General features: G+C 40.9%; 19 protein-coding genes and 1 pseudogene. All 20 read left to right on the forward strand.

What is annotated here, in order from left to right:
- Positions 1-159 precede the first annotated feature (159 nt).
- The 20 genes and pseudogenes from cls to HMPREF2926_RS10060 all read left to right on the forward strand — a co-directional run bounded on the left by cls (position 160) and on the right by HMPREF2926_RS10060 (position 22,579).
- Positions 160-1,695 (forward strand): cardiolipin synthase, encoded by a 1,536-nt coding sequence (gene cls / locus HMPREF2926_RS09970; RefSeq protein WP_070587724.1) that lies wholly within the window; start codon positions 160-162, stop codon positions 1,693-1,695.
- 171 nt (positions 1,696-1,866) lie between these two features.
- The gene (locus tag HMPREF2926_RS09975; protein ID WP_070587726.1) at positions 1,867-3,705 is read left to right on the forward strand and encodes a glycosyltransferase family protein; all 1,839 of its coding nucleotides are present in this window, start codon (positions 1,867-1,869) and stop codon (positions 3,703-3,705) included.
- Between the two features lie 122 nt (positions 3,706-3,827).
- A complete protein-coding gene (gene nrdD, locus HMPREF2926_RS09980) occupies positions 3,828-6,038 on the forward strand; it encodes an anaerobic ribonucleoside-triphosphate reductase (RefSeq protein WP_070587861.1) in 2,211 nt (736 codons plus the stop codon).
- A gap of 11 nt (positions 6,039-6,049) precedes the next feature.
- Positions 6,050-6,190, forward strand: a complete 141-nt coding sequence (locus tag HMPREF2926_RS11105) for a hypothetical protein (RefSeq protein WP_101770863.1) — start codon at positions 6,050-6,052, stop codon at positions 6,188-6,190.
- Between the two features lie 39 nt (positions 6,191-6,229).
- Complete coding sequence (locus HMPREF2926_RS09985; RefSeq protein ID WP_070587729.1) at positions 6,230-6,730, forward strand: GNAT family N-acetyltransferase; 501 nt, start codon at positions 6,230-6,232, stop codon at positions 6,728-6,730.
- 4 nt (positions 6,731-6,734) lie between these two features.
- Positions 6,735-7,340, forward strand: coding sequence for an anaerobic ribonucleoside-triphosphate reductase activating protein (gene nrdG / locus HMPREF2926_RS09990; RefSeq protein ID WP_070587731.1), 606 nt, complete (start codon positions 6,735-6,737; stop codon positions 7,338-7,340).
- Between the two features lie 466 nt (positions 7,341-7,806).
- On the forward strand, positions 7,807-9,276 hold the full coding sequence (locus HMPREF2926_RS09995) for an LCP family glycopolymer transferase CpsA (RefSeq protein WP_070587734.1): 1,470 nt from the start codon (positions 7,807-7,809) through the stop codon (positions 9,274-9,276).
- Positions 9,273-10,004 (forward strand): capsular polysaccharide biosynthesis protein Cps4B, encoded by a 732-nt coding sequence (cps4B, locus tag HMPREF2926_RS10000; RefSeq protein ID WP_070587737.1) that lies wholly within the window; start codon positions 9,273-9,275, stop codon positions 10,002-10,004. Before HMPREF2926_RS09995 ends, cps4B begins: the two co-directional genes overlap by 4 nt.
- A gap of 44 nt (positions 10,005-10,048) precedes the next feature.
- Positions 10,049-10,744 (forward strand): Wzz/FepE/Etk N-terminal domain-containing protein, encoded by a 696-nt coding sequence (locus HMPREF2926_RS10005; RefSeq protein WP_070587740.1) that lies wholly within the window; start codon positions 10,049-10,051, stop codon positions 10,742-10,744.
- 12 nt (positions 10,745-10,756) lie between these two features.
- On the forward strand, positions 10,757-11,449 hold the full coding sequence (locus HMPREF2926_RS10010) for a tyrosine-protein kinase (RefSeq protein ID WP_023919867.1): 693 nt from the start codon (positions 10,757-10,759) through the stop codon (positions 11,447-11,449).
- A gap of 19 nt (positions 11,450-11,468) precedes the next feature.
- Positions 11,469-12,845, forward strand: a pseudogene (locus tag HMPREF2926_RS10015) (sugar transferase).
- Positions 12,846-12,883: 38 nt separating this feature from the next.
- Positions 12,884-14,056 (forward strand): beta 1-4 rhamnosyltransferase Cps2T, encoded by a 1,173-nt coding sequence (gene cps2T / locus HMPREF2926_RS10020; protein WP_070587743.1) that lies wholly within the window; start codon positions 12,884-12,886, stop codon positions 14,054-14,056.
- A gap of 2 nt (positions 14,057-14,058) precedes the next feature.
- On the forward strand, positions 14,059-15,207 hold the full coding sequence (locus HMPREF2926_RS10025) for a glycosyltransferase family 4 protein (RefSeq protein ID WP_070587746.1): 1,149 nt from the start codon (positions 14,059-14,061) through the stop codon (positions 15,205-15,207).
- Between the two features lies 1 nt (position 15,208).
- Positions 15,209-15,850, forward strand: coding sequence for a DUF1919 domain-containing protein (locus tag HMPREF2926_RS10030; RefSeq protein WP_070506030.1), 642 nt, complete (start codon positions 15,209-15,211; stop codon positions 15,848-15,850).
- Entirely contained in the window at positions 15,847-16,818 is a 972-nt protein-coding gene (locus HMPREF2926_RS10035; protein ID WP_070587749.1) for a DUF6625 family protein, read from the forward strand. The genes HMPREF2926_RS10030 and HMPREF2926_RS10035 overlap by 4 nt, the downstream gene beginning before the upstream one ends.
- Entirely contained in the window at positions 16,811-17,881 is a 1,071-nt protein-coding gene (locus tag HMPREF2926_RS10040; protein WP_070587753.1) for a glycosyltransferase family 2 protein, read from the forward strand. The genes HMPREF2926_RS10035 and HMPREF2926_RS10040 overlap by 8 nt, the downstream gene beginning before the upstream one ends.
- 33 nt (positions 17,882-17,914) lie before the next feature.
- The gene (locus HMPREF2926_RS10045) at positions 17,915-19,063 is read left to right on the forward strand and encodes a polysaccharide polymerase (RefSeq protein WP_070506036.1); all 1,149 of its coding nucleotides are present in this window, start codon (positions 17,915-17,917) and stop codon (positions 19,061-19,063) included.
- 2 nt (positions 19,064-19,065) lie between these two features.
- A complete protein-coding gene (locus tag HMPREF2926_RS10050) occupies positions 19,066-20,478 on the forward strand; it encodes a flippase (RefSeq protein WP_070587863.1) in 1,413 nt (470 codons plus the stop codon).
- An 11-nt stretch (positions 20,479-20,489) separates the two neighbouring features.
- A complete protein-coding gene (gene glf / locus HMPREF2926_RS10055; protein ID WP_070587755.1) occupies positions 20,490-21,590 on the forward strand; it encodes a UDP-galactopyranose mutase in 1,101 nt (366 codons plus the stop codon).
- A complete protein-coding gene (locus HMPREF2926_RS10060) occupies positions 21,587-22,579 on the forward strand; it encodes a stealth family protein (protein ID WP_070587758.1) in 993 nt (330 codons plus the stop codon). Before glf ends, HMPREF2926_RS10060 begins: the two co-directional genes overlap by 4 nt.
- The last annotated feature ends 8 nt before the right edge of the window (positions 22,580-22,587 follow it).

The raw sequence follows: 22,587 nt of genomic DNA on the forward strand, positions 1-22,587 counted from the left end.
CCCTACTCAACTGTGCGGAGGTGGGACGACGAAATCGAATTCTAACGAATGACCGATTTCTGTCTCACTCTCTTTTTGTTTGTCAAGAAGGGGCTTGGTTGGTCGTTGCATCGGGTAAAAAGAATTGGTATACTAGTAGAAAGAAAAAAGGAGGATGCTGTGACCTTTCGAAAATTACGTCTATTAATGTCCAAATATGGATTTAGTATTTTGTTTATGGGCTTTGAACTTTGGGCATCCTTTGCGGCCTTCTTCTGGCTTAATAGATGGTTCCCGCATTGGCTATCTGTTGCGGTCATTGGGCTCTTATATGTGTCGACAATCTTGGCTATTGTTAATCGAAATACCCCGCCTGAAAATAAGGTGACCTGGCTCTTGATTGCCGTCATTCCTGTCTTTGGATCACTCTTGTATCTCATGTTTGGAGAGCGACGTTTGTCCAAGAAGGAAATGATCCAGTTGGAAAATATGGAATCCATGAAGTTTCGAGAGGACAATAGTCATCAGTTGCGTAAGGAGCTCAAGCAAGAAAGCAAAGCGGTTTATGGCTTGGTCAAGTCAATTTTATCCATGGACCACAATGCGGATCTCTATAATGGGACGGCATCGACCTTTTACCCTTTAGGGGAGGACATGTATGAGCAATTACTTGAGGATCTAAAAGCAGCGAAAAAATTTATCTTCATCGAGTTTTACATCATTGATGAGGGCTTGATGTGGAACAGTATCCTAGAGATTTTAGAGCAGAAAGTGAAAGAGGGGGTCGAAGTCAAACTCCTTTATGACGATATCGGCTGTATGGCGACCTTGGCTGGGAACTATACCAAACGATTGCGAAAGATGGGGATTGATGCCCATAAGTTTAACAAGGTGATCCCCCGTCTAACAGTGGCTTATAATAACCGAGACCACCGAAAGATTCTGGTCATTGATGGGCAGATCGGCTATACGGGTGGTGTCAATTTGGCAGACGAGTATATCAACCACATTGAGCGGTTTGGTCACTGGAAGGACAGTGCCATCCGTTTAGATGGACGAGCTGTTAAGGCCTTGACGCGACTCTTCCTCATGAACTGGTACATCAACCGTGGGGAAATCGAGGATTTTGACCGCTACCATATTGAAAATAAGGCAGTTGAAGGCGAAGGGCTCTACATTCCCTATGGGAGTGGGCCAAAGCCAATTTACAAGTCGCAGGTCGGAAAGACGGTTTATCAAAATATGATCAATCAAGCGACGGATTACGTCTATATCACGACTCCTTATTTGATCATCGATTATGATTTGACAGAAGATATCCGCAATGCGGCCCTTCGTGGGGTGGATGTTCGCATCGTGACCCCGCATATTCCGGATAAAAAATTGATCCAAATTGTTACGCGTGGGGCTTACTTGGATCTGATGGATGCTGGTGTGAAAATCTATGAGTACACGCCTGGTTTTGTCCATAGCAAGCAAGTCCTGGCAGATGACGAAATGGCGGTTGTAGGGTCGATTAACTTTGATTACCGCAGCCTGGTCCATCACTATGAAAATGCTGTCTGGATGTATCGGACGCCTGCCTTGAAAAAGATTCGGGAGGACTTTGACCATATCTTTGAAGTGTCTCAAGAAATTACAGAGGATACCTTCCGCTTTACATGGCACCAAAGCTTAATCAAGGAAATTATGCAATTGTTCGCACCGATGTTGTAATAGGTGTGGGAATACAGAAGAAAGAGTCAGAAGCTGAGAGATCTGACTCTTTTTCCATAGGACTATGTGGCAAGAGGCTGACAGGGTCGGCAGAATTTGGTATACTAGAGAAGATAATGGGCTTTTTTCTAAAAGGAAAGAGCAGAGGAATAGCGAAGAAAAGGAAAAAGAATGAGCGAAAAAGAGCAAGAAATGACTTCGAAAAAGTTAGGGCTTCACGTGGGAGATAGTTTTCAGGATACACGTGAAATTCGCGAAGTGCTAGATAAATCAGTCTTTCGTGAAGAAGAGCCGACTCATAGCCAACAGCCAGAAGTCTTGGAGGAGCCGGTTGCAATGGAGGCATCAGAGGAAATTCGTGATGCCAAGCCAGAAGCAGTAGCAGAACCTACACAAGAATCTGAACAGGAAGCGGAGCAAACGCTCAGTCGGATGAGTCGTCGTTCGCGTAAGGCGGGAGTTGAAGCGGCAAAAGCGGAAGCATCTAAGGTAGAAGAGAATACGGAAGAGCTAGAAGCAGATGTGGCAGTTGAGCCGATCCGTCGTCACTCCAAGCGTCCAGTGCCCCTAGCGATTCCTTTTGTGTTGAGTCTCTTGATTAGTTTACTGCATGTCGGGGTGCCATTTTTAACCCGTTTTGCAACCAATCAACAATCTCAAAACTTGTATGCTGGCTGGGCAATGACCAAGGGGCAAGTACCGTTTGGTGATTTTTACGGGACCAATGGTCTGCTCTATTATGCGATCAACTGGTTGGGAAGTTTAGCTGGTGGACATTGGATCTTGATGATCCTTCAAGCGATTGCTCTCTTCTTTGCGGGGACTTATCTCTATCGGGTTGTGCGCTTGCTGGTGTCTGATAAAGATACAGCGAAGAATGTCCAGTTACTCTTTTATTTCTTGGTGTTAGGCCTTGGTTTTGGAGGAACTTATGTGACTCTCTTTAGCCTTCCAATCCTATTTGCCAGCATGAATTTCATTTTGGCTTATTTGATTGGGCATCGTAAGGATGAAGGCTTTATCCTTTATGGTGCGATTGCAGCTGTGGCTTTCCTGATTGATCCGATGACCAGTGCCCTGTTTTATTTGTTGGCCTTCCTTGGATTAACAGCCTTTAATATCAAGCAGAAGAGATGGGCGCGGGGCTTTTATCAACTGCTGGCAGCTCTCCTTGGTTTTTCACTTGTCTTTTATCCAATTGGCTATATCACCGTTTTGAATCAGACTTTTGGCTATGCCATTAACCAAGTGACCTATGTCTTTAATGCCTTGAATTTCACGAATGGACAGACCTTCAGTAATGCCATTTATTATGGCCTATTGGCGCTCGCCTTTGGCCTAGTCTCTGCCTTTTTGATGTCCTTTACGAAGCAAAATAGCAGTGCTCGCCGGATCTTCCGCTTTATGGGATGGGCAGGTAGCTTGGTGGTCCTCATTGTGTCGATTGGTCTTCCTGAACAAGGCGCTTACCAATTGTTACCGATGTTGCCATTTGTTCTTCCTTTGTTTGCGATCTGGTTCTCACGAGATGGGGAAGAAAACGATGGGATCGAACGTCGTGGTCGGAAGAAGAAAAACAAGGAAGTTTGGGCCGCTTACTTTACGAGCCAAGTTTTCTTACCGCTAGTAGCCCTTGTCTATCTCTTGGCGAATCCAGTGGTTCAAGATGTCGTGCTTCAGTCTGGTCAATCGAGTGAACGGAGTGCTATTGCCAGCTACATTAAACATCACACCAAGTCGAAAGATACCATTTATGCTTGGGATGCGACAGCTACTCTCTATCAAGAAAGCGATCGTTTGGCAGCTTCTGCCTTATTGACCCCAACTTCTTATCTAGGGATTAATGAAAACCGGACCAATGTGATCCAACAAATCGATCGGTCTGAACCCAAGTATATTGTGGTCAACAATCAGGTGGAGTTGACCTCCAAAATGAAAGACTTGCTCAAAGAAAATTATCGTCTCGTTGAGAAGAAATACCGTCATTTCAAACTCTATCAACGCTCTTAATAAAATCAATATCTTGTGTTTTAGAAAGTTTTTTAGAATTTTCACCACAAGATATTGATTTTTATTTTTGGAGTGGTATAATACAACTTGTATGTAAATAAATGAAGAGAGGCATGTTTGGTATGATCACCTTGAGAGAAGAAAAACTGAGAATGGCCCCGGATATTTTTGTTGAAAAACGAGATGGCCGCCGTGTTCAATTCGATGTTGAAAAAATTTATAAAGCCTTGTTGAAGGCGACAGAAGAAGTGACTTCTCTCACTCCAGTGATGGAAGCCAAACTAGAAGCTATTGTCGATCGTGTGATCGCAGAGATCTTGGAACGTTTTCCAAAGGGCGTGAAGATCTATGAGATCCAAAATGTCGTCGAACATGAATTGCTTCAAGCCAACGAATATGCGATTGCTGAGAGCTACATTACTTATCGGACGCAGCGGGATTTTGAACGCTCAAAAGCGACGGATATCAACTTTACGATTGGAAAACTCCTCAACAAGGACCAAGCGGTTGTCAATGAAAATGCCAATAAGGACAGCGATGTCTTTAATACGCAACGGGACTTGACGGCGGGGATTGTCGGTAAGTCTATTGGTCTTAAAATGTTGCCTAAACACGTAGCCAATGCCCACCAAAAAGGGGATATTCACTACCATGATTTGGACTATAGCCCTTATACACCGATGACCAACTGCTGTTTGATCGATTTTGAAGGCATGCTCAGAAATGGCTTTAAGATTGGGAATGCAGAAGTAGAAAGTCCTAAGTCCATCCAAACTGCAACGGCTCAAATCTCGCAGATTATTGCCAATGTAGCTTCTAGTCAGTATGGGGGCTGTTCAGCAGACCGGATCGATGAAGTCTTGGCCCCTTATGCGGAAAAGAACTACCAAAAACACTTGGCAGATGCCAAAGAGTGGGTACTTCCTGAAAAGCAAGAGGACTATGCTTGGAGCAAGACTCAAAAAGATATCTATGATGCCATGCAATCGCTGGAATATGAGATCAATACGCTCTTTACCTCGAACGGACAAACTCCCTTTACTTCGCTTGGCTTTGGTCTTGGAACCAATCGCTTCGAGCGGGAAATCCAAAAAGCGATTTTGGAAATCCGGATTAAGGGACTTGGATCGGAACATCGGACTGCTATCTTTCCAAAACTGATCTTTACCCTCAAGCGGGGGCTCAACCTAGAACCTGGAACTCCTAACTATGATATCAAGCAATTGGCCTTGGAATGTGCCACTAAGCGCATGTACCCAGACGTTTTGTCTTATGACAAGATTGTCGAGTTGACAGGTTCCTTCAAGGTGCCGATGGGATGTCGTTCTTTCCTTCAAGGTTGGAAGGATGAAAATGGTGTGGAAGTTAATTCTGGCCGGATGAACCTAGGGGTTGTGACAGTCAATTTACCTCGGATTGCCTTGGAATCAGGCGGAGACAAGGAGAAGTTCTGGCAAATCTTTAATGAACGGATGAACATCGCTGAAGATGCCTTAGTTTACCGGGTGGAACGCACCAAAGAAGCGACACCAGCTAATGCGCCGATTCTCTACCAATATGGGGCTTTCGGGAAACGCTTGGGCAAGTATGACCAGGTAGATCAGCTCTTCCGTCATCGCAGAGCGACCGTTTCTCTTGGCTATATCGGACTCTATGAAGTTGCAACCGTCTTTTATGGTCCAAATTGGGAACATAATCCAGAAGCTAAACAATTCACGATCGATATCATCAAGGACATGAAAGCGCGCGTGGAAGAATGGTCTGACCAGTATGATTACCACTTCTCTATCTATTCGACACCATCAGAAAGCTTGACAGACCGCTTCTGTCGCCTGGATACGGAGAAATTTGGTAAGGTTCCGGATATTACAGACAAGGAATACTACACCAATAGTTTCCACTACGATGTTCGTAAGAACCCAACGCCGTTTGAGAAGTTGGATTTTGAAAAAGTTTATCCTGAAGCGGGAGCTTCTGGTGGCTTTATCCACTATTGTGAATACCCTGTGCTCCAACAAAATCCAAAAGCCCTTGAGGCGGTTTGGGATTATGCCTATGACCGGGTTGGTTATCTCGGTACCAATACGCCGATTGACCGTTGTTACAAGTGTGATTTTGAAGGAGATTTCACGCCGACTGAGCGCGGATTTGCTTGTCCAAACTGTGGCAATAGCGATCCGAAAACGGTTGATGTGGTCAAACGGACCTGTGGCTATCTAGGAAACCCGCAAGCTCGTCCGATGGTCAATGGCCGTCATAAGGAAATTGCTGCACGGGTCAAACACATGAATGGATCCACTATCAAATCAGCTGGACACCAAGTGACAGATTAGAAAAGGATATTATGGGAAAATACCAATTAGATGATAAAGGCAAGGCTCAGGTTCAACGATTCCACGAGAAGCATTCAAAGGGTGGAGTCAATAAAAAAGACCGAGTAGCCAGCCTGAGAGAACAGTTTTTAAATAAGAATAAGAAAAAGTGAGAGTTCGCTCTCGCTTTTCTCGTATGGGGGGAGGTAAAGATGGAACTACGTAGACCAACTTTAGCAGATAAAGAAACCATTCTAAACATGATGGCAGAGTTCGAAGAGAACCAGTCGGCCCACGACGGCGGCTTTTGGGATGCTGAGAACTTTGATTATGAGGAGTGGCTAGAAACTAACCTTAATAAAGAAATGGGAATAAACTTGCCTGAAAATCGCGTTCCATCAATTCAGTTCGTATTGTTTGATGAATCAGGTCATGCTTTAGGTTTTTTGAATCTACGGCTGAGACTAAATGAGGGATTGTTGAATTATGCTGGTCATATCGGTTATTCCATCCGCCCTTCTGAAAGGGGAAAAGGTTATGCCAAGGAAGCTCTCCGTCAAGGTCTGCAACTAGCTAAAGAAAAGAACATCCATCGTGCTCTGGTGACTTGTAGCACGGAAAATCCGGCCAGTCGAGCGGTTATCTTAGCCAATGGTGGTCAATTTGAAGATGTTCGAAATGGAACGGAGCGTTATTGGATAGAAGTGGAGTAGAAGGATGACATGGAATACACCTAAACCAGGTGAATGGAAGAGTGAGGAACTGAGTCAAGGGCGCATCATCGACTACAAGGCTTTTAACTTTGTCGATGGCGAAGGAGTCCGCAACTCCCTTTATGTGGCCGGCTGCATGTTTCACTGTGAGGGCTGTTACAATGTAGCGACCTGGTCTTTCAAGGCGGGAATTCCTTATACACAAGAGTTGGAAGAACAGATTATGGCAGATCTTGCCCAGCCTTATGTTCAAGGTTTGACCCTACTCGGTGGAGAGCCATTCCTGAATACTGGAATTCTTTTGCCTCTCGTTAAACGCATTCGGAAAGAGTTGCCCAACAAAGACATCTGGTCTTGGACCGGCTATACCTGGGAAGAAATGATGCTGGAGACACCAGACAAACTAGAGCTTCTCTCACTGATTGATATTCTGGTCGATGGCCGCTATGATAAGAGCAAACGCAACCTCATGTTGCAGTTTCGTGGCTCTTCTAACCAGCGGATCATTGATGTTCAAAAATCCCTCAAAGAAGGAAAAGTCGTCATCTGGGACAAGCTCAATGACGGTAAAGAAAGTTTTGAGCAGGTCAAACGAGATGATCTTTTGTAGGATCTTCAAAAACCGGGTTTTTCACTCAGTTCAGATTGAAGACAAAGTCATCTTAGAAACTTTCCTTAGGTGAGTACGGACGTCAGCGAACTTCGAAGAAGTTCCATGACTTAGTTTTGAACCTAAAGTTTCAAAACTCCCGAGTGATAGAAACACTAGTGTTTCTATCACTTTTCTCACGGCGGAAAGTTTCAGTAGATGATTGAATGAGCCTAAAAAGTATCTCATTTTAATTTGCTAGGCATTCATTAACTTGTTTGATGTAAAAAACAGCTTGTCTACATTCTCAAACCGGGTGTATCACCCGGTTTTTTTGGATTCTCTGCATAAGTATACAAGGGATTTTGCTTGTTTTAGAAAGCGCTTACTTTTTAAATGTACATAATGGACAAAAAAGTGATAATTAATGCATTTTTTGCTAAAAATATGTTACAATGAATATAATTAGGACTAATTGGAGGTATTTATGTCACAAAGGAGACGGAGTCGTCGTTCAGAACATAAGTGGGGGCAATTGCGAATCATTAATTCCGTATTGCTTATTTTTTTGCTTATGACTGCAAGTTGGGCGACCTATACCATGTTGGCCAATAACATCTTGGCTTTTCGCTATGTCAATGTTCTCGTGATTGCACTACTAGCACTTCTCTTGCTCTTGTCAGTTTGGTTTGTGATCAAAAATCAGGCTAAAAAGACAACTTTGGTCCTGCTTCTTGTCGGCTTATTGACTAGTTCAGGAGTTTTGTTTGCTAGTCAACAGCTGCTGAATCTGACTAGTAATGTCAATGGCCACTCTAACTATACAGAGTTTGAGATGGCTGTCTATGTCAAGAAAGACAGTGACATCAAAGATATCAAAGAAATCAAGGAAGTGGTGGCACCAAAGGGCAACAATAACGAAGCCAATCTTACGGCCCTCTTGGACAACATCAAAAAGACCAAGGGTCAGGAAATTTCTGTAGTGGATGCACCGACTTATCTTGATGCCTATAAGAGCCTGCAAGAGGGGAATGCTTCTGCTATGGTCCTCAACAGTACCTTTGAGGATACCATTGCCGCTGAAGATGCGGACTATGCGAAGAAGTTGAAGAAAATCTATTCCTACAAGATCCGAAAAGAAGTGGCAGCGACGAGCAAGGTGTCTGCCAATGCGGATGTCTTTAACATCTATGTCAGCGGGATCGATACCTATGGTCCGGTAACCTCGGTTTCTCGTTCAGATGTCAATATCATCATGACGGTCAATCGGAAGACCAAGCAAGTCCTATTGACAACAACACCACGGGATGCCTATGTACCGATTGCAGATGGTGGTAACAACCAAAATGATAAGTTGACCCATGCGGGGATCTACGGTGTGGATGCTTCCATTCATACCCTTGAGAATTTCTATGATATCAAGCTCAACTACTATGTTCGTCTCAATTTCACATCCTTCCTCAAGTTGATTGACCTTCTAGGGGGGATCGATGTGGAAAATGACCAAGAATTCACGAGCCTGCACGGGAAGTTCCATTTCCCAGTAGGAAAGGTCCATTTGAATTCAGAGCAAGCGCTTGGTTTTGTCCGAGAACGCTACTCTCTTCAAGGTGGTGACAATGACCGTGGGAAAAACCAAGAAAAAGTCATTGCGGCCATTATCAAAAAGTTGACCTCTACTAAGGTCTTAAGCAACTACAATGAGATTATCGGAAACCTCCAAGATTCTGTCCAAACCAATATGCAGTTGCCAACTATGATGAACTTGATCAATACCCAGCTAGAAACGGGTGGCTCTTATGAGGTGACTTCACAAGCGATCACCGGTCAAGGGCGAAATGACTTGCCGTCTTATGCCATGCCTGGTTACAACCTCTATGTCATGGAGTTGGATCAAGCGAGCTTGACTAAGGCTAAGGAAACCATTCAAAAAGTAATGGAAGGAAAAGAAAAATGATTGATATCCACTCGCACATCGTCTTTGATGTGGATGATGGACCAAAGACAAGAGAAGATACGCGTACCTTATTGGAAGAAAGTTATCGCCAAGGGGTACGGACCATTATCTCCACTTCTCATCGTCGCAAGGGAATGTTTGAAACTCCCGAAGAAAAGATTTCTGAAAATTTTCAAGAAGTGAAAAAAATTGCGGCAGAGGTCGCGCCAGATTTAACGATTCATTACGGAGCAGAGATCTACTTTACGAATGATGTCTTGAAAAAACTGGAAGAAAAGATCATTCCACGTTTAGCTGAGACGCGCTTTGCGCTGATTGAATTCAGTATGGGAACGCCTTACAAGGAGATTCATACCGCCTTGGACCGCTTGCTCCATCTAGGTGTGACACCGGTGGTAGCTCATATCGAGCGTTACAAGTGCTTGGAGAAAAATGAGGAGCGCGTGCAAGAGATGATTGACATGGGCTGCTACATGCAGATCAATAGTTCCAGTGTTCTCAAGCCTCGCCTCTTTGGGGATGAGCAAAAACAACTGAAAAAACGAGCTCGGTACTTCTTAGAGAAAGACTTGGTCCACTTTGTTGCCAGCGATATGCACAATGTGGATAAACGACCGCCATATATGGCAGAAGCCTATCGTTTGATCAAGGAAGAATACGGAGAACAACGAGCACAAAGGCTCTTTGTCGACAATCAACAGCTCTTGTTAGCGGATGAATTAATCTAACCAGGAAACAGGTGGAGAGATCCACATGAAGGAGTAATTAGGAAATGAACAATCAAGAAAATCAAGCAGTGGAAATTGATGTTTTCGCTATGCTGAAGACCCTATGGAAACGCAAGTTTTCGATCGTTTTGGTCGCTCTTGTCTTTGCCATTGCAGCCTTTGGCTACAGTGCCTTTTTAGCCAAGAAAGAATACCAAAGTACTAGCCGAATCTACGTGGTCAGTCGCCAAAACCAAGACAACAATGCCTTGACAAACTCGGATTTGCAGGCGGGTTCGTACTTGGTTAAAGACTACCGTGAGATCATCCTTTCTCAAAATGTCTTGACGCAAGCCATCGAAGAATTGAAACTCGATATGACACCTGGTGAGTTGTCGAAAAAGATCAGTGTATCCGTTCCGACAGATACTCGTATCCTTTCGATCACGGCTAAGGACGGAGATCCAAAAGAAGCAGCTCGTATTGCCAATGGCCTTCGGAATGTAGCAGCTGAAAAGATCATTGCTGTGACCAAGGTGTCAGATGTTACGACCTTGGATGAAGCAGAAGTGCCTCAATCACCTTCTTCACCAAATATCCGACGCAATGTCCTTCTTGGCTTTATTGCTGGAGCAGGCCTCATGGTGGTTCTCATGGTCGTAGTAGAAGTCTTGGATGATCGTGTCAAGAGACCAGAAGATATCGAAGAGCTGATGGGCTTAACCTTACTTGGTATTGTGCCAGATATTAAGAAACTGTAGACTGGGGATCGCATGAATACGTTAGAAATTTCAAAAAATAAATTACAAGAAATTCGGAAGGCAGAAGAGTACTTCAATGCCCTAGCGACGAATATCCAATTGAGTGGGGTGGACTTAAAAGTCATCGCCATCTCATCTGTTCAAGAAAATGAAGGGAAATCAACCACTTCAACCAACTTGGCCGTTGCCTTTGCGCGTGCGGGTTACAAGACCCTCTTGGTCGACTGCGATATCCGGAACTCTGTCATGACAGGGGTTTTCCGTAGCCGGGATAAGATCCAAGGCTTGACCGACTTCTTATCTGGTCGTAGCCAATTGGACCAAATCTTGTATGCGACTGATTTTCCAAATTTGGATATCATCGAGTCTGGACAGGTAGCGCCAAACCCAACAGGTCTCTTGCAAAGCAAGAACTTCACTGTGATGATGGATGCCTTGCGTGAGCATTTTGACTACATCATTGTCGATACGCCTCCAATCGGGGTCGTGATTGATGCGGCCATTATCGCCCAACGCTGTGATGGAACTGTCTTGATCACAGAATCTGGTGCCAATGGACGCAAGGCTGTCCAAAAGGCTAAGGAACAATTAGAACAAACAGGCACCCCTTTCTTAGGAGTCGTGCTCAATAAATTTAACATTAAAGCTGCTGAGTATGGTTCATACGGTGGATATGGATCTTACGGAGAGTACGGGAAAAAGTAAAGAATAGGATCGAGGGAAAATGGGAGAAGAAAGAATCGAACTGGAAAAATTAAATATTGTTCTCTTTCAAAGTTTAGCTGTCCTGTTTTCGGCTTACATTGTGAGTCTTTTTAAGGATGCAGAATACACGTCGCAGACAATTGCCATTCTCTATCTCTTGCATTTTGTATCCTTTTACATTAGCAATATTGCCTATCGTTTTTATAGCAGAGGCTATCTAGATGAGCTCTTTCAGGTCTTGAAATACAATGTATTTTTCGCTGTTGGGATCACCTTTACCTCTTTTATGCTCGATGGGGTCTTTTCCATCTCTCGTCGGGGGATGATCTACTTCTTTCTTTTCAATACGTTTTCCGTCTATATCATGGATCTCTTGCTCAAGAGATACCGGAAGTCTGTTTCGCCACGACGGAAAAGTTCGCGAAAGATTTTCTTGATCACAGCGACCAGTCGGATGGAAAAGGTATTTGATATTCTGCATTCGCCCAGCCTCTATCATGGGGAACTAATCGGTGTCACCGTCATAGACGATACGGATTTTACCCATTCGGGTGTACGGGTGGTGTAGCCGGACCAAATGATGAACTTTGTGACCAAGGAAGTGGTGGATGAAGTGTTTATCAATCTGCCAAGTGAGGACTACAATATTAGTGATTTCGTCTCGGAGTTTGAGAGTATGGGGATCGATGTATCGGTCAATCTAAATGCCTTTAACTTCGCTTCCTTGGGCAATAAACGGGTTCGAGAAGTCGGGGGACTAAGTGTCGTCACTTTCTCAACCAATTTCTACAAACCGAGCCACGTATTTGCCAAACGTCTCTTGGACATTGCAGGAGCCCTCTTTGGTCTCTTGATTTGTGGACTAGTGAGTATCGTTTTGGTCCCTCTGATCCGTAAAGATGGCGGACCTGCTTTCTTTGTACAAAAACGGGTCGGAAAGAATGGTCGATATTTCAACTTCTATAAATTCCGCTCCATGCGAGTGGATGCCGAAGAGATTAAAAAAGATCTGATGGCGCAAAATACCATGACAGGTGGGATGTTCAAGATGGAAAATGATCCGCGGGTAACGCCAATCGGACGCTTTATCCGTAAGACCAGTCTTGATGAATTGCCACAATTTTACAATGTTTTGATCGGAGACATGAGTCTGGTCGGGACTCGTCCTCCAACGGTAGACGAATACCAAGACTATACGCCAGCCCAAAAACGCCGACTCAGTTTCAAGCCCGGCATTACCGGCCTTTGGCAAGTGAGCGGACGCAGTGAGATTACAGATTTTGACGAAGTGGTCAAACTGGACGTTGCGTACATGGATGGTTGGACGATCTGGAGAGATATTCAGATCCTGCTCAAAACCGTGAAGGTTGTACTTAGAAAAGAAGGAGCGAAGTAGGAAACTGCCTACTTCGTCCTTTCCATGTTAGGAGAAAAATGACACAATCAATTTATATCGTTGGTTCCAAAGGTATTCCAGCAAAATATGGTGGTTTTGAGACCTTTGTTGAGAAGTTGACAGAATTCCAACAAGATAAAAATATCCAGTATTATGTAGCTTGTATGCGGGAGAATTCAGCAAAATCAGGAATTACTGCAGATACTTTCGAGCATAACGGCGCAATCTGTTACAACATTGATGTCCCTAATATTGGTCCTGCGCGTGCCATTGCTTATGATATTGCAGCACTTAATAAGGCGATTGAGATCGCAAAGGAAAACAAAGATCAAGCACCGATCTTTTATGTCTTGGCTTGTCGAATTGGTCCCTTTATTTCAAGGATTAAAAAGAAAATCAAGGCTATCGGAGGAACTCTGATGGTCAATCCAGATGGTCATGAGTGGCTTCGTGCCAAGTGGAGCCTTCCAGTCCGCAAGTATTGGAAGTTTTCTGAACAACTCATGGTCAAACATGCCGACCTTTTGATCTGTGACAGCAAGAATATCGAAGCCTATATTCAGAAGGATTACGCTAAGTATCAACCACAGACGACCTATATCGCCTATGGGACCGATACAAGCAAGTCTATCCTGAGTAAAGAAGACGAGAAAGTACGGACTTGGTTTGCAGGTAAGCAAGTTACTGAAGGAGACTACTACCTTGTTGTGGGACGTTTTGTACCTGAAAACAACTATGAGGCCATGATTCGTGGTTTTATGCAGTCAAATTCACAAAAAGATTTTGTACTGATAACCAACGTAGAGCAAAACAAGTTCTATGAACAGTTGCGTAAAGATACTGGATTTGATCAAGATCCTCGAGTGAAGTTTGTAGGAACTGTCTACGATCAAGAATTGCTTAAATACATCCGTGAGAATGCCTTCGCTTACTTCCATGGTCATGAAGTGGGTGGGACTAATCCATCCCTTCTTGAGGCTCTTGAGTCTACTAAGCTCAATCTCTTGTTGGATGTTGGCTTTAACCGTGAAGTCGGTGAAGATGGGGCGCTCTATTGGAAGAAAGATCAATTAGCAAGTGTCATCGATCAAGCTGAGCAATTAGACGCTCAAGCAATCGAAGATCTCAATCAAAAATCAAGTCAACGGATTGCAGATTCTTTCACTTGGGAAAAGATTGTCACAGACTACGAGAAAGTATTTAAAGGTTAGAAATGCAGAAAATTTTATATCTCCATGCTGGTGCCGAAATGTATGGTGCTGACAAGGTTTTGTTGGAGCTTATTAAGGGTTTGGATAAAGATGCTTTTGAAGCACACGTTATTTTGCCCAACGACGGTGTCTTAGTGGGTGCTTTAGAAGAGGTCGGTGCAAAGGTTAAAGTTATTGATTACCCAATCTTGCGCCGGAAATATTTTAATCCAAAAGGGATTCTTGAGTACTTTGGCTCCTATAACCGTTACTCCAAACAAATTGCTAAATATGCTAAAGAGAATGGGATTACTCTCGTTCACAACAATACAACTGCGGTACTTGAGGGGATTTATCTTAAACGTAAGTTGAAATTACCTTTGATTTGGCATGTGCATGAGATTATCGTCAAGCCAAAAGCCATTTCAGATTTTATCAACTTTTTGATGGGGCGCTATGCGGATACGATTGTGACAGTTTCAAATGCTGTTGCTAATCACGTCAAGCAGTCTCGTTTTGTAAAAGATGACCAAGTTCAAGTCATCTATAATGGTGTTGACAATGCTGTTTATCAGGTGATGGATGCTAGTGCGGTCCGTGATCAGTTTGGTATCGCCCAGGATGCTTTGATTATCGGAATGGTTGGTCGAGTGAATGCTTGGAAAGGGCAAGGCGATTTCTTAGAAGCTGTGACTCCAATCTTACAAGCTAATCCAAAGGCAGTAGCCTTTTTGGCAGGAAGTGCATTTGAAGGTGAAGAGTGGCGCGTGGGTGACTTGGAAAAAGCTATTTCAGAATCACCAGTAGCTGAACAAATCAAGCGTATCGATTATTATAGTAAGACAACAGAGCTCTATAATATGTTTGATATCTTTGTCTTGCCAAGTACCAATCCAGATCCACTACCAACAGTCGTACTAGAAGCTATGGCTTGTGGTAAACCTGTAGTCGGCTACCGTCATGGTGGTGTCTGTGAAATGGTCAAGGAAGGTGATAACGGCCTTCTTGCCACGCCAAATGAGCCAACAGGATTGTCTAAGGCTATCCAAGAATTAGCAGAGAATACTGAGAAGAGAGAACAATTTGGTAAGGCCTCTGTCCAACGTCAAAAAGAACTCTTCTCATTACAAAGTTATATTCGGAATTTTTCGGAGTTGTATAAGAAATATTAAAATGAATACTGAAAAAATTAAGAATAAATTAAAACCAATCATTTATCCAATTATTAACTTTATTCCTAGACGAAGACTCAAGAATAAAAATTTTACGATCATTTGTGATAATTGTTGGGCTGGAAAAGTATATCAGGAGTTGGGCTTGCCTTATCAAACACCATTTGTAGGGATGTTTGTCTTTTCGCCTGATTATATCAAGATGCTCAAGAATTTAAAACACTATTTGAGTGGAAACATCCCCTTGAAATTTGTTCAGGAATCGAAATATATCAAAGACTTTGATAACGCCTACCCTCTTGCAATTCTTGATGATATTGAACTTCATTTTTTGCATTATGCAGATGAAGAAGAAGCAACTCAAAAATGGAACCGCCGTTTGAAGAGAATGCATTGGGATAATTTGTATTTCAAGTTCAATGACAATGATGCTTGTACTTATGAGCTGATGAAAGAGTTTGAAGAGCTTCCATATAAGAGTAAGGTGATTTTCTCTTCAAAGAATTATAGTGACTTGCCTTCATTAGTTCATTTTAAATCAGCTGAAAAGCAAGGACACGTTGGCATTGATCTGAAAACGTACCACCGCTATTTTGATGCTGTCACTTGGCTGAATAAGGGTGGAGAGGATCTAACTAAATGAAAAGAATAAGACTTATTATTCCATATTTCGGAAGACTTCCAAAATTTTTCCCATATTTTTTGTTGACCGCTAAACGTAATCAAAAAATTGATTTCTTAATTTATACGGATCAAAAGATTGACCAATTTGAAATTTTAAATGCAAAAAATATAGAATTTGTAACTCTTTCTTTTGATGAGTTAAGAGAGAGAGTTCAGTCTAAGTTTGATTTTAAAATCTCTCTTAAAACACCTTATAAATTATGTGACTATAAAGTTGCTTATGGGCTTATCTTTGAAGAAGAGTTAAAGGGTTATGATTACTGGGGTTTTTGTGACACAGATGTCTTACTAGGTGATATTTATCAATTTTTTGAAGAGCATAGCTTTTTTGAGAATGACTATGCTAGATATGGTCTTTTAGGTCATCTGCAAATTTTTAAGAATTCAAGTGAAGTTAATCGTGTTTTTATGTCTGGTCAAGGTTTAAACTATCGATTAGATTATCACAATGTCTATACGAGTGAACAAAATTTTATTTTTGATGAGGCAGAAGGTATCCAAAAGCTTTTTGAAAAATGTCAGTTCAAACAACTGCAAGATAAGTTATTTGATGATATTGATATTAGTCATTTCTCATTTCGGGAATATGGCGAAAATGAACCGAAACGCTATTATTTTTGGTCAGAGGAAAATGGTTTGGAATCGATAAATTTAATCGATGGTGATATAGTGGTTAAACGTCCTCTGTATGCACATTTCCAAAAGAGGATGATTAAATGTCCTGAGTTTAAATTAGTCGATTCATTTTATGTTATACCAAATCAATTAGTTATTGGAGAGAAAATTTCTAAGCAAGAGCTAGTAGAGGTGACAAGAAATAAATTCTATTGGGAATATATTAAATCAACAATGTTAAAGAAATTAAAAAAAGAAAAATGGACACTAGAATTTATTCGTCATAAATTAAGGATGAAGAGTAATGAATAATATAGATTTGAGTATTATTGTTCCAGTATTTAATGTTGAAGGTTATTTAAAAAGAGCCCTAGATTCCATACTTAAGCAATCGTCATCAATCAATTATGAAATTGTGTTAATTGATGACGGTTCAAGTGATAATAGTGGTGCGATTTGCGATGAGTACCAAAATAATTTTTCTAATGTTTGTGTTAGGCATATTGAAAATAACGGAGTATCAGAAGCCAGGAACCTAGGTATTTCTTTATCAAGGGGTAATTATTTATTTTTTATGGATCCAGACGACTTTGTATCTGAGGATTTCTTTGAAAAAATTTTTCCTAACCTCAATGATAAATGGGATGTTCTTTGTTTTGGCTACAATGAAATTAAAGAAAATAAGGACACTATTTTGTCTTGTCGCCCTCATTTGTATACGCATTGTGGTCTTCTTGGAAAGAATGAATTTAGAAATGAATTTATAGAGTTATTCAAAACTGATATGATGTATAATGTTTGGTCAAGAATCTATAACAAGTCATTTATTTTAAAACACGATATTAAGTTTCCTAGTAAACCAATAGGAGAGGATACTTCATTCAATTTTCAAGTTTATCGATATTTAGATAACATCCTTTTTATTGAATCGACTCTTTATAATTATATTGCTGGTAGAAGCGGTTCAGCATTGACCAGTTTTCATCCTAGAAGAATCGAAATACAATTAGATGAACTTCAAGCATTGCAAAAATTACTTGAGAAGTTCCAAATAGAAGATGCCACATTAATTCAAGAAATTAAGACAAAAATCATTGTAAGTGCAGCCTTTCAAATTTCTAATTTAAATGCGAGAAGGAGAGAAAAGATAGAATTACTGCAATCTATAATTACTAATAAAGCTTTTGATAATATTTTTTCAGGAAATAGGAATCAAATGATAGGGTCTTATAAGACCTTATTAAGACAGCGAGATATTTCTTCTTTTCTTAGAAGATTGAGTATTGATCTTCTCGCCAAAAAAAAATTTCGGACAGTCATCTTTATTGAAAAAATGAAAATGAATCCAATTTTACGTAAAATTGCTTTTAAATAGGTGTAGCTATTTTATTAAGAGTAAAAAGGTATTATGTTAAAAATTAAGTTTGAGAACCTTTTGGTTATTCTAGTATTGACTCTCATTGTTGGGTACGATACTCTTATGACAACAATGTTAAACAGAATAATCCCAAACCTTCCGGTTATTTTATTAATCAGTTTTTCATTATTATTATGTTTTAGATTTTTGTATATAAAAAAATTCACGTTCTTTTATATCTTAACCGCTATTTTATTACTACTAACAAGTTCTATCGTATTCATGCATACGGGTGGGACTAATTTCCTACTTTATTCATTGTTGATTTTGTTATTATATGATGCAGATATTGATGTTATCTTAAAAACATACGTTATTGTGTCAGGAACGATAGTGTTCGGAGTTTTCTTACTTTCAATTCTGGGAGTTATTCCTAATTTACAATTTGCTCAGGTCCGTTCGTCTGGCTTTGTGATTAGAAATTCCTTTGGTTTCATTTATCCAACTGACTTTGCGTCTCACTGTTTTTATTTATTTATTGCTTGGGGATATGTACTACGGAAACGGTTCATTATACTACGAACCTTGGTAGGCATTAGTTTAGCATTTTTTATCATCAAATTTTGTGATGCTAGGTTAAATGCCCTTTCTGTACTTGTAGCAACTGTCATTTTTATTGTCATGTATGTTACTAAAGAAAGAAAATTTAAAATTTATGGGATCCTACCTTATTTTGCAGCTATATTTTCTTTCTTAATGTTTTACTTATCGTATTTCTTTACCTGGTCTTCTTCATTATTTGTGAATTTGAACAACTTATTCAGTATGAGGTTATTTTTAGGGAAGAATGCAATAGAGACCTATGGCTTACATTTGTTTGGAGCAACCGGGGTTAAGTTTATAGGATATGGTGGCACAACAGAATCTGTATACAGTTATAACTATGTAGATTCCTCTTATATTCAAATGTTATTTTACTACGGAGTTGTTCCTGTTGTTTTACTGGTATTGATTTATGTACTTGCATCAAAGAGAATTTATAAACAGGGTATGTTTCTATTCTTAGCTTTATTATCGCTTATTACAATTAATTGTATGATAGAAGCTTTTTGGATAAGACCAGGATATAATATTTTTATTTTTACACTTTTTGCTAGTCTTGTGCCAGCTCAATACAAAATAAAAGATAGAATTGAATGATCATGAAAGTTCTTAAAAATTACGCCTATAATCTTTCCTACCAGCTACTGGTGATTATCCTACCGATTATCACTACCCCATATGTCACTCGGGTATTTAGTTCTGAAGATTTAGGAACTTACGGCTATTTCAACTCCATTGTCACCTACTTTATTCTTTTAGCGACTTTAGGGGTGGCTAACTATGGGACCAAAGAGATTTCAGGACACCGCAAAGATATCCAAAAGAATTTCTGGGGGATCTATACCCTCCAGTTGGGAGCGACAGCTGTTTCTCTCCTCCTTTATGCTTTGTTTTGCTTGATGCTTCCATCCATGCAAAATCCTGTGGCCTATATTTTGGGGCTCAGTTTAGTTGCGAAGGGACTCGATATCTCCTGGCTCTTTCAGGGATTGGAAGACTTTCGCAAGATTACCGTTCGAAATATCACGGTCAAACTGGTTGGAGTCATCTCCATCTTCTTGTTTGTCAAATCTGCCAATGATATTTATCTCTATGTATTCTTACTCACTATTTTTGAGCTCTTAGGTCAGCTTAGTATGTGGCTACCTGCCCGTGAATTTATTGGGAAAGCCCGTTTTGATATGGCCTATGCACGGGTGCATTTGAAGCCAGTCATTCTGCTCTTTTTACCGCAGATTGCCATTTCCCTCTATGTCACCTTGGATCGGACCATGCTGGGGGCTCTTGCCTCTACAAAGGATGTGGGGATCTATGATCAAGCCTTGAAATTGGTCAATATCCTATTGACCTTGGTGACGTCTCTGGGAAGCGTTATGTTACCCCGTGTATCAAGTCTCTTGTCGTCTGGAGACCACAAGGCGGTTAATAAGATGCACCAAATGTCCTTTTTGGTTTATAATTTGGTGATTTTCCCAATTATTGCAGGTATGCTCATTGTCAACGATGACTTTGTTCAATTTTTCTTGGGAAAAGATTTCCAAGATGCTCGCTATGCCATCGCTATCATGATCTTCCGTATGTTCTTTATCGGATGGACCAATATCATGGGGATTCAAATTCTCATCCCGCATGATAAGAACAAAGAATTTATGCTGTCGACCACGATTCCTGCTATCGTCAGTGTCGGGTTGAATGTGCTCTTCTTACCTCATTTTGGTTTTATCGGTGCAGCCATTGTATCCGTCTTAACAGAATCCTTGGTATGGCTAATTCAACTGTACTATACCCGTTATTACCTCAAGGAAGTTCCAATTATCGGATCTATGACAAAAATTATGTTTGCATCTGCTGTGATGTATGGCCTCTTGCTACTTGTAAAACCATTCCTACATTTCACCCCTACTCTGAATGTACTCGTGTATGCGGTGCTTGGTGGGATCATTTATCTGATTGCAATTCTATCGCTGAGAGTGGTAGATGTGAAAGAATTGAAACAAATATTTAAGAAATAATGGAGTCTACTATGTACGATTATCTGATTGTTGGTGCTGGTTTGTCTGGAGCCATTTTCGCACATGAAGCTACAAAACGTGGTAAAAAAGTAAAAGTGATTGACAAGCGTGATCACATCGGTGGAAATATCTACTGCGAGGAGGTTGAAGGCATCAACGTCCATAAGTATGGTGCCCACATTTTCCATACGTCCAACAAAAAAGTGTGGGACTATGTCAACAAGTTCGCTGAATTCAACAACTATATCAACTCACCGGTGGCTAACTACAAGGGGAGCCTCTACAACCTTCCTTTCAATATGAATACCTTCTACGCTATGTGGGGAACTAAGACTCCTCAAGAAGTTAAGGACAAGATTGCGGAGCAAACGGCTGACATGAAGGATGTTGAACCGAAAAACTTGGAAGAACAAGCCATCAAATTGATTGGTCCAGATATCTATGAAAAGTTGATCAAGGGCTATACAGAAAAACAATGGGGCCGTTCTGCCACAGACCTACCTCCATTTATCATCAAACGTCTTCCAGTTCGTTTGACCTTTGATAACAACTACTTTAATGACCGTTACCAAGGGATTCCAATTGGTGGATACAACGTCATCATTGAAAACATGCTTGGTGATGTAGAAGTAGAACTTGGAGTTGATTTCTTTGCCAATCGTGAAGAGCTAGAAGCTTCAGCTGAAAAGGTTGTCTTTACAGGAATGATTGACCAGTACTTTGACTACAAACACGGTGAATTGGAGTATCGTAGTTTGCGTTTTGAACACGAAGTCTTGGATGAGGAAAATCATCAGGGTAATGCTGTGGTCAACTACACCGAGCGTGAAATTCCTTATACTCGGATCATTGAGCACAAGCATTTCGAGTATGGGACTCAACCGAAGACGGTGATCACACGTGAATACCCAGCTGATTGGAAACGTGGAGATGAACCATACTACCCAATCAATGATGAAAAGAACAATGCCATGTTTGCTAAATACCAAGAAGAAGCCGCTAAAAATGACAAGGTCATCTTCTGTGGACGGTTAGCAGACTATAAATACTACGATATGCACGTGGTCATTGAGCGTGCTCTGGAAGTCGTTGAGAAAGAAATTACTAAATGACACAAGAAAAAATTGATATCGTTGTTCTCTGGGTAGATGGAAGTGACCCAGAGTTTATCCGTGAGAAACAGGCTGTTACTGGTAAAGTTGCTTTTACAAATCAGGATATTGATGGCGATCAAAGATACCGTGATTACGGGACCTTGCATTTTTGGTTTCGTATGATTGAGAAGCATGCTCCTTGGGTGAATAATGTTTATCTAATTACCAACGGGCAAAAGCCTGACTGGTTAAATTTGGAGCATCCAAAACTTAAGTTGATTACTCATAGGGAATTTATGCCTGAAGCTTACCTTCCTTCCTATAATTCGTCAGCAATCGAGCTGAATATTCATCGTATTGAGGGCTTATCAGAACATTTTATCTACTTCAATGATGATATGTTCATGATAAAGGATACTCAGCCTTCCGATTTTTATAAGAATGGGCAACCTAAGCTTTTAGCAGTTTATGATGCTTTAGTTCCTTGGTCACCATTTACGAATACTTATCACAATAATGTTGAATTAATCTATCGTCATTTTCCTAATAAGAAGGCTTTGAAATCTTCACCTTGGAAATTCTTTAATTTTCGTTATGGTTCCTTGGTTTTGAAAAACTTGTTACTCTTGCCTTGGGGACCGACGGGCTATGTGAATCAGCATTTGCCTGTACCGATGAAGAAGAGTACTTTGTCCCGTTTGTGGGACATTGAAGGTGAAACTTTGGGTAGAACATCGCGAAATCAAATTAGAGACTATGGGGTGGATGTCAATCAATACATCTGTTCTCACTGGCAAATTGAAAGTAATCAGTTTTATCCTATGTCTAAAAATTTCGGAGAAACAATTGGTTTAAATCAAGTGGATAAGCTCGAATCTATCTTTAAAGATAGGCGTAAAAAACTGCTTTGTGTCAATGATGATGGTGATTTTAGGGAAGAGAACCTCATTCATTTCAAGCAAATCTTAAATGAATATTATCCTAAAAAATCAGCGTATGAAAAATGAGAAGTAAA

Source organism: Streptococcus sp. HMSC078D09 (assembly GCF_001813675.1).
Classification (GTDB): Bacteria; Bacillota; Bacilli; order Lactobacillales; family Streptococcaceae; genus Streptococcus.